The 12,798-nt window shown below is 26.8% G+C and carries 13 protein-coding genes; 9 read left to right on the plus strand and 4 right to left on the minus strand.

Going from position 1 to position 12,798, the window contains the following annotated elements; all coding sequences use genetic code 11:
- Positions 1-103 precede the first annotated feature (103 nt).
- Complete coding sequence (locus tag WC168_RS01415) at positions 104-727, minus strand: class I SAM-dependent methyltransferase (protein WP_372617129.1); 624 nt, start codon at positions 725-727, stop codon at positions 104-106.
- Between the two features lie 60 nt (positions 728-787).
- On the opposite strand from WC168_RS01415, the gene pgeF reads away from it, so the two are divergent.
- The 5 genes from pgeF to brnQ all read left to right on the plus strand — a co-directional run bounded on the left by pgeF (position 788) and on the right by brnQ (position 5,347).
- On the plus strand, positions 788-1,456 hold the full coding sequence (pgeF, locus tag WC168_RS01420; RefSeq protein WP_279134187.1) for a peptidoglycan editing factor PgeF: 669 nt from the start codon (positions 788-790) through the stop codon (positions 1,454-1,456).
- Between the two features lie 64 nt (positions 1,457-1,520).
- Positions 1,521-2,774, plus strand: a complete 1,254-nt coding sequence (locus tag WC168_RS01425) for a malic enzyme-like NAD(P)-binding protein (RefSeq protein ID WP_372617131.1) — start codon at positions 1,521-1,523, stop codon at positions 2,772-2,774.
- Between the two features lie 10 nt (positions 2,775-2,784).
- Positions 2,785-3,618 carry a formyltetrahydrofolate deformylase gene (purU, locus tag WC168_RS01430; protein ID WP_066356140.1) on the plus strand — a complete coding sequence of 278 codons (834 nt, stop codon included), beginning with the start codon at positions 2,785-2,787 and terminating at the stop codon, positions 3,616-3,618.
- Positions 3,618-4,088, plus strand: a complete 471-nt coding sequence (locus WC168_RS01435; RefSeq protein ID WP_066161379.1) for a tRNA (cytidine(34)-2'-O)-methyltransferase — start codon at positions 3,618-3,620, stop codon at positions 4,086-4,088. The genes purU and WC168_RS01435 overlap by 1 nt, the downstream gene beginning before the upstream one ends.
- A gap of 5 nt (positions 4,089-4,093) precedes the next feature.
- On the plus strand, positions 4,094-5,347 hold the full coding sequence (brnQ, locus tag WC168_RS01440; protein WP_372617134.1) for a branched-chain amino acid transport system II carrier protein: 1,254 nt from the start codon (positions 4,094-4,096) through the stop codon (positions 5,345-5,347).
- Positions 5,348-5,378: 31 nt separating this feature from the next.
- Here the strand turns inward: brnQ and WC168_RS01445 are convergent, their stop codons facing one another.
- Entirely contained in the window at positions 5,379-5,645 is a 267-nt protein-coding gene (locus WC168_RS01445) for a hypothetical protein (protein ID WP_109066119.1), read from the minus strand.
- Positions 5,632-7,395: a Na/Pi cotransporter family protein gene (locus WC168_RS01450; protein ID WP_372617137.1), complete on the minus strand. Its 1,764-nt coding sequence runs from the start codon at positions 7,393-7,395 to the stop codon at positions 5,632-5,634. The genes WC168_RS01445 and WC168_RS01450 overlap by 14 nt, the downstream gene beginning before the upstream one ends.
- Before the next feature lie 68 nt (positions 7,396-7,463).
- Here WC168_RS01450 and WC168_RS01455 point away from each other — a divergent pair, with 68 nt between their 5' ends.
- The 3 genes from WC168_RS01455 to WC168_RS01465 are packed head-to-tail and all read left to right on the plus strand — an operon-like array spanning position 7,464 to position 9,380.
- Entirely contained in the window at positions 7,464-7,868 is a 405-nt protein-coding gene (locus tag WC168_RS01455; RefSeq protein ID WP_167540776.1) for a hypothetical protein, read from the plus strand.
- A 2-nt stretch (positions 7,869-7,870) separates the two neighbouring features.
- A complete protein-coding gene (locus WC168_RS01460) occupies positions 7,871-8,536 on the plus strand; it encodes a response regulator transcription factor (protein ID WP_319082797.1) in 666 nt (221 codons plus the stop codon).
- 31 nt (positions 8,537-8,567) lie between these two features.
- Positions 8,568-9,380: a sensor histidine kinase gene (locus tag WC168_RS01465; protein WP_372617140.1), complete on the plus strand. Its 813-nt coding sequence runs from the start codon at positions 8,568-8,570 to the stop codon at positions 9,378-9,380.
- Between the two features lie 19 nt (positions 9,381-9,399).
- On the opposite strand, the gene WC168_RS01470 is transcribed toward WC168_RS01465, so the two are convergent.
- The gene (locus WC168_RS01470; protein ID WP_372617142.1) at positions 9,400-11,361 is read right to left on the minus strand and encodes a TonB-dependent receptor; all 1,962 of its coding nucleotides are present in this window, start codon (positions 11,359-11,361) and stop codon (positions 9,400-9,402) included.
- 130 nt (positions 11,362-11,491) lie between these two features.
- On the opposite strand from WC168_RS01470, the gene WC168_RS01475 reads away from it, so the two are divergent.
- Positions 11,492-12,757, plus strand: a complete 1,266-nt coding sequence (locus tag WC168_RS01475) for a DNA polymerase IV (protein WP_372617144.1) — start codon at positions 11,492-11,494, stop codon at positions 12,755-12,757.
- Positions 12,758-12,798: the final 41 nt, after the last annotated feature.

The raw sequence follows: 12,798 nt of genomic DNA on the forward strand, positions 1-12,798 counted from the left end.
CTTCAAAAATCAAACATCAGCAAGAAATATTTACTTGCAAATGTTCTTTAAAAATATATTGTTAATAAAATATTGCCTTTTTTAATTTTCTCTTCATTTTAAGTTATTCTTTATAAAAAGGCTTTTTAGCGTAGAAGTTAAATAGTGGAAAATCTCCATAATCTCTTTTGAAAACAAAAACTCTTTCATAAATAAAATTAGAAAAACCAAGTTCAAAACAGATTTCTTCTAACTCTTCTTTTGAAAATCCAAAGTGATAAACACCTTCGTTATTATATTTTTTATGAAAAGTTCCATCCTCTTTTTCTAAATCATTTATACAAAGAGTTCCACCAGTTCTTAAAGCTTTAGATGCTTTTTTAAAAAAAATATCTAAATTTTTTATATGGTGAAGTGACATTGAAGTTACTATTAAATCAAAACTATTTTCTTCAATAGAGTCGTTTTCTATGTCGTGTTTAAATGCTTTTATATTATCCAAGGCTCTCTCTTTTGCTTTATTATTAAACTCTTCTACCATTCCAATTGAATTATCAAATCCAATAACTTTATTTGAGTTATTTTTTAAAGCAAAGGATACAAGACCAGTTCCACAACCATACTCTAAAATATTTTTTACATTTTTTAAATCTACATTTTTTCTAATATTTTCTATACAAGCTTCTGTTCTATCAAGTGTTGTTTGCTTTTTATCCCAATCTTTAGCTCTATCATCAAATTTGCTCAAATCTTATCCTTAAACTAATTTTAGGCAAGATTATAACTAAAAGTGAATTAAGAGAGCAAAATGAGCATAAGATATTTTTTTAGTAATAAAAGTGATGGAAACTTAGCATTTCATGTTGATGATGATATAAAAAATGTAGAAAAAAATAGAGAAAATTTAGCAAAAAAATACTCATATAAAAATGAAAATTTAGTATATATGAATCAAATACATAGTGATAATATTGTAATTGTAGATGAAAAAAGTCCAAAATTAATTGATAGTTGTGATGCAATTATTACAAATAGAAAAAATCTTCCACTTATGGTAATGGTTGCAGATTGTATTCCAATAATAGTTTTTGATGAAAAAAAAGGTGTAATTGCAGCTATTCATGCAGGAAGAAACTCAACATTTATGCAAATAGCAAAAAAAACAGCCAAACTTTTTATTGAAAAATTTAACTCAAACCCAAAAGATATTAAAGCAATTTTAGGTCCATCTATTCAAAAGTGTTGTTATGAAGTAAGTATTGAGATGGCAAAAATTGTTGAAACATCTTTTGGAAAAGATTTTGTAAATGAAAGAAATATAGATTTACAAGGAATAAACAAAGCTCAATTAAACTCTTTAGGAGTTGAAGATATAAAAGTATCACATATTTGTACAAAGTGTGGTGGCTTTGACTATTTTTCATATAGAGAAGATAAAAAATGTGGAAGATTTGCTGCTGTTATAATGATTGAATAAACGGCACTATTAAGCTATTTTTTGATACTATCCTTGCTTATTAAAAACCAATTAGGGGAGAAGTATGAGTTTTAAAGTTACAAAAGAGTTGGCTCTTGATTATCATAAAAATGATAAAGCTGGAAAAATTGGTGTTTACACAACAAAGAGCTTTAAGAATAGAGATGATTTAAGTCTTGCATATACTCCTGGAGTTGCTTATGTTTGTGAAGAGATAAAAAGTAATCCTCAAGATGCTTTTTTATATACAACAAAAAGAAATCTTGTAGCTGTTATTTCAAATGGAACTGCTGTTTTAGGACTTGGAAATATAGGAGCACTTGCATCAAAACCTGTTATGGAAGGAAAGGCTGTATTGTTTAAAGAGTTTGCAAAAGTTGACTCTTTTGATATTGAAGTAGATGAAGATGATATTGATAGATTTTGTGATGTTGTAAAAGCAATTAGCCCAACTTTTGGTGGAATTAATCTTGAAGATATAAAAGCACCTGAGTGTTTTGCTATTGAAGAGAGACTCATTGAAGAGCTTGATATTCCTGTTATGCATGATGATCAACACGGAACGGCAATAATTACAAGTGCAGCACTTTTAAATGCTTGTGAAATTTTAAATAAAAGAGTTGAAGATTTAAAAGTAGTAGTTGTTGGAGCAGGTGCTGCTGCAATTGCTTGTTCAAAAATGTATAAAGAGCTTGGAATTACAAATTTAATTATGTGTGATTCAAAAGGTGTTTTAAATGAGACAAGAGATGATTTAAATCAATATAAAAAAGAGTTTGTAAGCGATTATGAGACTATGGAAGATGCTTTTAGAGATGCTGATATGGTTTTAGGGTTGTCAAGACCAAAAACTTTTACTCTAAAACATATAGAGCTTATGTGTGATGAACCAATTGTATTTACTCTTGCAAATCCAACTCCTGAACTATTTCCAGATGATGTAAAAAGTGTAAAACCAAAAGCAATAACTGCAACTGGAAGGTCTGATTTTGCAAATCAAGTAAATAATGTATTAGGATTTCCATTTATCTTTAGAGGTGCTTTGGATGTTCAAGCTATGAAGATTACAATGAGTATGAAAATAGCTGCAGCAAAAGCTATATCAAATTTAGCAAAAGAGCCAATAACAGATGAAGTAAGAGCTATTTTTGGAGATTTGAGTTTTGGAAAAGATTATATTATTCCAACTCCTTTTGATAAAAGATTACTTATTGAAGTATCATCAGCTGTTGCTCTTGAAGCCTTTAATTTAGGAATTACAAGAGTTAAAAAATTTGATGTAGAAAGCTATAGAAAAGAGCTTGAAAATTTAAAATAGTATGGAAAATATGGAACAATATATATTAAAAATTGCAACAAATGATGCAAAAGGACTTATTTATAATATCTCAAAAGTTCTTTTTGCAAATAATTTAAATATTGATACAAATGCTGAATATGTAGATCCCCAAACAAAAAATTTCTTTATGAGAAGTTTAATATCTGGTAATGTATCTTCAAATATTTTATTAAAAGAGTTAAAAGAGGTTTTACCGCAAGGTTCTCAAATAACTTTAAATAAAAGAACAAAAAAAGATGTTGTACTACTAGCTACAAAAGAGGCTCATGTTTTAGGTGATTTACTTATAAAATATATATCAAATGAGTTAAATGCAAATATAAAAGCTGTAATTGCAAATCATGAAGATTTAAGAAATTTAGTCGAGAAGTTTGATATTCCATTTTTCTGTATTAGTGCAGATAATCTATCAAAAGAGCAGCACGAAGAGCTTTTAAAATCAAAAATAGATGAGTTTAATCCAGAACTTATAGTTTTAGCAAAATATATGAGAATTTTAACACCAAATTTTGTTGAAAAGTACAAAGGTAAAGTTTTAAATATCCACCACTCATTTTTACCAGCATTTATAGGTGCAAATCCATATAAACAAGCCTTTGATAGAGGAGTTAAAATTATTGGTGCAACAGCTCACTTTGTAACAAATGATTTAGATGAGGGACCAATTGTTTATCAAGATGTTGTAAGAGTAGATCACACTTACTCTTGGGAGGATATGAGAAATGCTGGAAGAGATGTTGAGAAAGTAGTACTTTCAAATGCCTTTGAACTTCTTTTAAATGATAGAGTTTTTGTATTCAAAAATAAAACGGTGATTTTATAATGTTCAATATAGTACTTCATGAGCCAAGAATTCCTGGAAATGTTGGAACTATTGGAAGATTAGCCTTTGCTTTAAATTGTAAACTACATTTAATAAAACCTTATGGGTTTAAAGATATTACAGAAAAAGAGTTAAGACGAGCAGGGCTTGATTATTGGTTTGATTTGGATGTTTTTGAGTATGAAAATATTGATGATTTTTGGCAAAAAAACCCTCTCTCATCAAGACACTTTTTAGCAACAACAAAGACAAAGAGATTATACTTTGAGGAAAAATTTGAAGTAGGGGATTATTTCTATTTTGGAAGAGAGGATGCTGGATTGCCTGAAGAGATATTAAAAAAAGCAGAAAATAGTTTGGTTACAATTCCAATGACAAATAGGGCAAGAAGCTTAAATCTTGCAAATAGTGTATCAATAATAACTTATGAAGCTCTAAGACAAAATTACAACTTTTTTGAGATAAGTTAAATATAATGAAGCAAAATAGTGTCTATAAAGATAGTTTAATTCTAGGATTTGCAATATTTTCTATGTATTTTGGAGCTGGAAATGTTATTTTTCCTCCATACTTAGGATTAATTAGTGCAAGTGATTGGAAAATATCATTTTTTGCATACTTTTTAGCTGATATTGGATTTGCTACTATTGCTATGTTTGCTTTATTAAAAGCAGGTGGAAATGTTGATAATCTTACTTCAAAACTTGGAAAAATAAATGGTAAGATTTTAATGGCAATAGTAATATTGTGCATAGGACCATTGATTGCACTACCAAGAACAGGAGCTGTTACTTACGAGATGCTTATAATTCCATATTTTGGAGATAGTAGTCTAAATTCGATAATAACTTCAATTTTTTATTTTGGGCTTATTCTGTTTTTTACATTAAAACCAAGTAGTATGATAGAGATTTTGGGGAAGGTTTTATCTCCTTTGCTATTTATATCTTTGCTTATTCTTATTATAAAAGGGGTAATTACACCTTTAGGAGATATTGTAAAAAATGATAAAAATGATACTATATTTTTTGATGGATTGATTTTAGGTTATCAAACACTTGATATGTTGGCAGCTTTAGCTTTTGGAATTATTGTTGTTAAGCTTTTAAAATCAAAAGGTTATAGTGATAATAAAACAACATTTAAAGTTGTTTCAAATGCTTCAATCTTGGCTGCTTTTGGAATTATGCTTGTATATTTTGGTTTAGCATATTTGGGAGCAACTACAAGCTCTTTATATGGATCTGATATTGAAAAAGTAAAACTACTTAATTTAATCATATATAATCTTTTTGGAAGCAATGCATCAATTGTTTTAGCATTTGTTGTATTTTTAGCTTGTTTTACAACAGGAGCTGCACTTGTTAGTGTTACAGCTGAGTATTTTTCAAAAATAAGTAATGGTAAGTTTAGCTATAAACAGTTGGTTGTTTTAACATCTTTATTTGCAATATTTATTACAAATTTTGGTTTAGAAAATATTATAAATTTTGCTGCACCAATTTTATTTATAGTATATCCAGCAGTTATTGTTTTGGTTTTTTTAACTTTTTTTGATAAATATATTACAAATCAAAATATATATAAATTTACAAGCTTTGCAACTATTTTTTACTCTATTTTTGAACTTATTTCAAACTCATATTTTAAATTTGAGTTTATGCAAGAAATACCATTTTATAATGAAGGATTAGCTTGGATTATTCCAGCAATATATTTTTATTTGTAGGATATTTTGTAAAAGATAAAAAGCGAAACTCTTAAGATAGAGTTTCACTCTTTTTTGATGATTTAGATATTAAAGATTCACTCTTTTTAATAAGAATATTAATAGCTTTTAGTTTCTTCTCAAGCTCTATACTCTTTTTTAAATCATAATCTTTAAGTTCACTTATTTCAAGTTTTATCTTCTTTTTTCTTAATTGTAGATTTTCAAGAATCTCACTTATTTTCTCTTCATGAGAGTTTTTTAATATATCTTTTTTAAGATACTTTTTTACCTTATCTACAACTTTACTTAGTTTCATTTTTCACCTCACTAATTTTTTTGATAAGTTCACTATTTAAAAATAAAATACTAGCAACTTCAACAAGTTTTTTCTGAATAGCATAACCAGTTGCACTATCATTCATATATGAAGTTGCCATTGTTGATTTGATTTTATCTTCTCTAATTAGTGCATCAATCTCTTCGCTACTTGCTAAATCATTTTGTACTAATTCAGATTTTATAAACTCAAATTGAGTTAGTTGCTCTGCATCATCTTCCAAAGATTTAAGAGTATCAATATCTATTAAAATCTCTGCAAGCTCTTTTCTTAAGATATTATACTCCTCTTTAATAAAGCTATTTCTACTTTTTAAATAGAAGTTTACATTTTTTTGAATATCTCTTGTATCTTTTAAAACTTCAACAATTAAAGAAGCAGCTTTTTTGAGCTCTCCAGCCTCTTTTTGTTGAAAATCAAACATATTTGTTTGAGCAAGTGATGAGTATTTTATAATTTCACTATATAAAGATTTTAAATTTGTTTGATAAATTTCATCTATATTTGTATCAATTACTGTAAACTCTTTGTTTAGTTGAACTGCTAAAGTCTCTTTATTAAGTCCAGTCGTATGAAGACTAAGTGCGTGAAGCATTGCTTTTTGACAATTTTCATAAAGATTTATTATCTCTTTTTTTATAGATACTAAAGCAGCATCTGGACTTTCTAAAACAATAGGAGTTAAGAATTTTGGTTTTGAAGCAGATGAAACTTTTTGAGGAAGAATTCTCTCTAAAAATCTTGCTATAGAAGGTATAAAAGGAGATAAAACTAAAATACCAACTAAACTAAATAGAGTGTGAAATAGTGCAAGTTTCATTCCATAGTTATTATCACTAATTCCAAAATATGGAGCAATTAAATCAACAAAATCTTTAAATTGGTAGATAAAAATAGTAATAATAGAAGCTGTTACAAAGTTAAAAATAACATGCGAACCAGCTACTCTTTTTGCATCTTGAGTGGAAGTAAAAGATGCTACAATCGCTGTTAAAACTGTACCAAGATTTGCTCCAATTGCCAAAGATAAAGCATTTATATATGAAATACTATCTGCATTTAAAGCTGTAATAACAATTGCTAAAGTTGCTGCACTTGATTGAATAACAATTGTTACAAAAAGACCTATTAAAATATATAATAAAATTCCAGCATAACCATCCATTGCATAGCTTGCTAAATCAATTTGATCTTTAATTACATCAAATCCATCTTTCATATATGCAATTCCTAAGAAGATAAAACCAAGTCCTAAAAGAACATTTCCAGTTCCTTTAAATGAGTTTGTTTTAAAAAATCTTAAAATTACACCAAATACAAGCATAGGAAATGCATAAGCTGAGATTTTAACATCAACTCCCAAACTTGAAACTATCCAAGCTGTTGTTGTACTTCCAAGGTTTGAACCAAATATTACTCCAATTCCTTGAACTAAAGTAATTAATTCAGCTCCCACAAAAGATATTGTAAGAAGTGTTGTTATTGTTGAACTTTGAACTATAGAAGTTGCCACAAGACCAGTTGCAATTGCATAAAAACTATTATAAGTAAACTTTTGTAAAAGTCTTTCTAAAAGACCTCCTGATAGTTGTTTGAAACCATCTTGCATAAAGAACATACCAATAATAAAAATGGCAATTCCACTTAAAAGTACAGTAAAGTTTTCATAAGTGATTACTAAATAACCAAGAAGTAAAAACCCTAAACTCATAGAGATATTTTTTACCAATCAAGCCCCCTGAAGTATATTTAAAAATAAATGGGATTGTAGCCAAAAATTAATTAATAAGCAGTTTTTTGATACTATTTAAACTAAAATTAAAAGAGTGGATAAAGATGAGTTCAGTTGATATTTCAATATATATTTTTTTAATATTTTTTATGATTTTTATAATTAAAAAATATAATGTTTTCTCTATCTTATCTTATGGTGGAAAAATTAATAAAAACTTTGAAGAGTGTTATATTATAAGCTATCCTAAAAAAGCAGAACTACACAACAAAGGTGATATTTTTGAGATTGATTTGGATGAGTTTTTTAGATTAAATCCAAAACTAAAAGGGAAAATACCTGTTGAGAAAAGAAGTGGATTAAAAAGTGCCGATGAGTACGATATAAAACAAGAGATAAAAGATAGAAAACAGATACAAAATAAGTATAAAAAACTTGCAAGACAAAAAACTAAAGATAAGAAAAGATAGTTATGTATAATATTTTGATTTTGGAAGATGACTCTTTATTTGCATCTAGTATTGAGGATTTTTTAAATTGTGAAAATTTTGAAGTTGATATCGCAAAAGATTCAGAAGAGGTATTTTCATATACATACTCAAAAAATTATGACCTATATTTGTTTGATATAAATGTTCCAAAACTAAATGGACTTGAAACTTTAAAGATGTTAAGACAAAGCAATGACAACACCCCTTGTATTTTTTTAACTTCATATAAAGATAAAGATACTTTAAAAAGTGGTTTTATATCTGGATGTGATGATTATATAAAAAAACCTGTTGATTTAGATGAGTTAAATTTAAGATTAAGAGCTATTTTAAGAAGAGAAAACAAAGGTTTTTCAAAAGTTATTTTAGAAGATAATCTATATTTTAATCAAGAGGATAAAAGAGTCTATAAAGATAATGAAGATTTAAATCTTCCTTCAAAAGTTTTAGAACTACTTGAGCTTTTTATTGAAAATAGAAACAAAATTGTTACAAAAGAGATGATTTTTTCAAGACTTTATAGCAAAGAGCAGACTCACAGTGAAGGTGCTGTAAGAGTCTATATAAATCAGATTAAAAATATTTTTGAAATAAAAGATGATGTGATAAAAAATATAAAAGGTGTTGGATATAAATTTGAACTTTAAAAGACTCTTTTTTCATCTATCAAATTTTATATTGATATTTTTTTTACTTCTTTTAATACTATTTTTAAACTCTTTTTTAACTGTTAGGTTTGATTTTTTACAAAATAGTATTGTTTTTATCATTTTTTTATCACTTTTAGGTTCAATTTTATTTTTAATATTTTCAAAAAAGATTTTAAAATCACTTTTAACAAGTGATGAGAGCTTGAAAAATAGTATAAAAAATACTCTTCATGAGTTAAATATTCCAACTTCAACTATTAAAATAAATACTCAATTACTAAAAAAAAGTATAAGCGATGAAAAAACGCTTCAAAGAGTAGAGAGAATTGAAAAAGCAAATGAGAGTTTGTTTGAACTTTACAAAAATATGGAGTATGAGTTTCAAAAAGTTCTTGAAAATATAGATAAAGAGGAGTTTTGTCTGCTTGAATCTATAAATAAAACCTTAGATAAATTTGAAGATATAAAAAAAGATACAAAGATAGATTTAAACTTAAAAGATATTAGTTTATATAGCGATTATAAGGGTTTTTTAATAGTTTTAGATAATCTTATATCAAATGCAATTAAATATAATGATAAGAAAAATCCATATATAAAAATTGAATTAAATGAAAATATTTTATCTATTTTTAACAAAGGAGAAAAAATTGATGCAAAAAATTTAATGCTAGTTTTTGATAGATTTTTTCAAGAAGACTCTTCAAATATTGGTCATGGAATTGGACTTGCAGTTGTAAAAGAGTATTGTGATAGAAATAGAGTTGCTATAAATATAAACAATATTGAAGATGGTGTAAAAATAAGTTTAAATCTTAAAAACATAGTTAAACAAGCCTAAAATTGGCTTGTTTAAAATATTAGAAACTATATTTTAAATTTATATAACCATATCTTCCTGGGTCATTAAATAAAATTTCATCTCCTCCAACAGTTGTTACATATTTAATATCTTGATAAGTATTTGTTGAGTTATAAACTTTGTCAAATAGATTATCAACTCCTAAAGTTAATTCAAAGTTTTTAAATAACTCTTGAGAATATTTTAAATTTACAAGTGCATATCCAGCAATTTCCTGCTCTTTTGCACTTGCATCATAGCTATCCCATCTATCAACAGCAATTACTTCTGCTTTAAATTTTGCTTTTTTATACTCATAGTTTAAAGCAAAATTTGCTTTAAGTGGTGGAATTTCTGCTAAATCTTTATCTGTATAGTTGCCATCTTTTTTTCCTCTTAAATAAGCAAGTGAAAAATCAAGTGATAAGTCATCTGTAAAATAGTAATATCCACTTACATCTGCTCCATAAATTTTTGCATCTATATTTTCAAATTTTGAACTATTATAGATATAATCTTTTAACTCAGAGTAAAATACTCTTGGTTTAATATTAAAGTTTCCAATAGTTTTCTCAAATCCTAAATCTACCTCATAGTTTTTTGTTTGTTCTAAGTTTGGATTTGATGAAGTTGTTTGTTGATATAACTCTCTTGCATCTGGAACTCTAGAAGATTTTCCAATACCTGCAAAAACCTTATTTTTCTCATCAAAATTATATGCTGTAAACAGATATCCATTTAGTCCAGTATATTTTTTATCATCTACATTTGGTCTTTGAGTCTCTATATCTGTGTAGTCATATCTTAAACCAGCTTCAATATCTAAATTTCCAATAGATTTTTCAACCTTTGTAAAAATTGCTTTATTTGTAGTATCTGTATCATACATCCTATTCATTGTAGCATTTGGAGTAACTACACCTGTAGCTATATTTGTAGAGTGCATTTGACCTCTCCAGTTTCTAACACTTGTATCAAGACCAAGAGTAATTAAACTATCACTAATTTCTAAAGAGTTTTTAACTGTTGCTCCCCAAACTGAAGTTTTTAAGTGGTTTGTCATATATGAAGTTCCATTTCCATTTCTTAATTTTCCACTCATAGGATGATCTACTTTTGAGTAGTAATAATCCAAATTTAACTCTTTAGAAAAACTTCCTAACTCTCTTATTGTATATCCTAAAGTGTAAATATCACTATCATCCCAATCAGCATCCATAGGTCCAGCTGGATACAAAATACCATCACTTCTATTTGCACTATATGAAAGTTTTAAATCTTGATCATCTGTTAGATTAAATTGTAGTTTTGACAAAAAACTATCTTTTTCAAATGCATCTATATCATCACTTTTATATTGAGTTGCAAGAGGAACTCCTCTTTTTCTTTGTTGTTCTAAAAAGTTATCACCATTTCCATCTTTATATGGATCACTTTTTTCAGTTGAAGCAGAGATTAAAGCTTTAACTTTATCATTTCCACCTTCAATTGTTACACTTGCTTTTTTATAGTTAAAACTTCCAGCATTTAAGTTCAATTCACCATGAAATCCCTCTTTTGGATCTTTTGTTTCAACTTTTACAAGACCACTTAAAGTTCCAAAATTTTCAACATCATAAGGTCCTTCAATAATCTTTACACTTTTAATATTATTTGTAACTACATGAGAAGTTGGTGGATCCATTCTATTTGGACAAGCACCATATATTTTAGCACCATCAATTAAGATATTAATATTATCTTTTTTTTGCCCTCTTAATATAATATCATTTGCAATACCATTTCTTCTTACAATTGATATATTTGCAGAGTTTTTCATTAAAGCTTCAGCTAAATCAGCACTTTTTAACTCTTCACTATTTATATCTTTTATAAGTTTTGAGTTTGATTTTTCAACAATATTTACCTGCTCTAATTTAACAGCTTCATTAGCACTTAAAATTGCAGCTAAACCAAAAGATAAAGTAATAATCTTTTTCATAAATTTTCCCTTTTTGAAATAAATTTTGTGAAGTATTGCAAAGAGGTGTTAATTTTATATTAATTAATGAATAAATTTTATAAATTTCTCTAAATAGTTCTATTTATACATAATATAGTAAAATTTCACCATGTTTATTCACCTTGATTTAGATTGCTACTTTGTCTCTGCTCATAGAACTATTGATAAAACTTTGCTAAACATTCCAGTTGCTGTTGGAGGAAAGAGTAATGTTGATATTTTTTCAAATAAAAAGGTTCATAGAAAAGTTGCAACTAACCGTGCTAGTTTTTCAAGTAAAATTTTAGATAGTTCAAGTGTTGAAGATAGAGACTATTTTGTAGATGAAAATGGAAAAATTAGAGGAATTATAACAACTGCATCTTATGAAGCAAGAGCTTATGGAATAAAAACAGCCATGAGTGTAAATGAGGCATTGAGAGTTTGTCCAAAATTAAAAATGATAAAACCAAATTTTGAGTTATATGATAATTTATCAAATAATTTAAAAAATCTTTTAGAGCTTGAAATCCCACTAATTGAGCAATTTTCAATAGATGAGTTTTTTGGAGATTTAAGTGGATATATAGAAGAAGATGAGGCTTTTGATTTTGCCAAAAAATTAAAAGAAAAAATTGAAAAAGAGTTGGATCTTCCAGTCTCTATTGGAGTTGCACCAACAAAATATCTATCAAAACTTATGACAGATTTTGCAAAACCAAATGGAGTTAAAGTTTTAAAACAAAACGATATAGAGAGTTTCACAAAAGATATTGAAATATCAAAATTTACAGGTATTGGAAAATCTTTTGTTGAAAAACTATCTGGTTATAATATTAAAACTTTAGGAGATATTAGAAAAAACAGAACTCTTTTTTACTCTTGGGGTAAAGTTGGAGTTGATACATACAATAGAGTTTGTGGAATTAGAGATAATAGTTTAACAATAAATAAAGAGAGAAAATCTCTTGGAATTGGAAGAAGTTTTGATCCAATTTTAAGTAGAGATGAACTTAAAAGAAGAGTTATGATTTTAAGCAGATATCTTAGTTTTATTGTAAATAAAGAGGGTTATAATCCTTTGTCATATCAGTTGCAAATAAGATATGAGTACAATACAAAATCAAAATCACAATTAAATACAAATACAATTTTTAATGAATTTGATTTTAAAAACTATATGCAAGATCTATTTTTAAAAGCAGATATACATAGAAATTATAGAGTTGTACAACTTTATATAACTGTATTTAATTTTGCAAAACAAAATAGTCATACATATAATCTTTTTGAGTATGAAGATGATTTAAAAAAAGAGAAATTAACTAATAAACTGCAGATTTTAAGAGAGAAATTTGGAGTTGATATTGTAAAAAATGGTTCAGAGATAATCTAAAATAGATTCTTTTTTCGATACAATCACAAAAAAATTTTAAG

The sequence above is a fragment of the Aliarcobacter sp. genome (assembly GCF_041672065.1).
Lineage (GTDB): Bacteria > Campylobacterota > Campylobacteria > Campylobacterales > Arcobacteraceae > Aliarcobacter > Aliarcobacter skirrowii.

Coding starts and splice junctions, on each gene's coding strand:
- WC168_RS01460 (WP_319082797.1), top strand. CDS start 7,871: ATGTATAATATTTTGATTTTGGAAGATGACTCTTTATTTGCATCTAGT.
- WC168_RS01435 (WP_066161379.1), top strand. CDS start 3,618: ATGTTCAATATAGTACTTCATGAGCCAAGAATTCCTGGAAATGTTGGA.
- WC168_RS01470 (WP_372617142.1), bottom strand. CDS start 11,361: ATGAAAAAGATTATTACTTTATCTTTTGGTTTAGCTGCAATTTTAAGT.
- WC168_RS01475 (WP_372617144.1), top strand. CDS start 11,492: ATGTTTATTCACCTTGATTTAGATTGCTACTTTGTCTCTGCTCATAGA.
- purU (WP_066356140.1), top strand. CDS start 2,785: ATGGAACAATATATATTAAAAATTGCAACAAATGATGCAAAAGGACTT.
- WC168_RS01445 (WP_109066119.1), bottom strand. CDS start 5,645: ATGAAACTAAGTAAAGTTGTAGATAAGGTAAAAAAGTATCTTAAAAAA.
- brnQ (WP_372617134.1), top strand. CDS start 4,094: ATGAAGCAAAATAGTGTCTATAAAGATAGTTTAATTCTAGGATTTGCA.
- pgeF (WP_279134187.1), top strand. CDS start 788: ATGAGCATAAGATATTTTTTTAGTAATAAAAGTGATGGAAACTTAGCA.
- WC168_RS01425 (WP_372617131.1), top strand. CDS start 1,521: ATGAGTTTTAAAGTTACAAAAGAGTTGGCTCTTGATTATCATAAAAAT.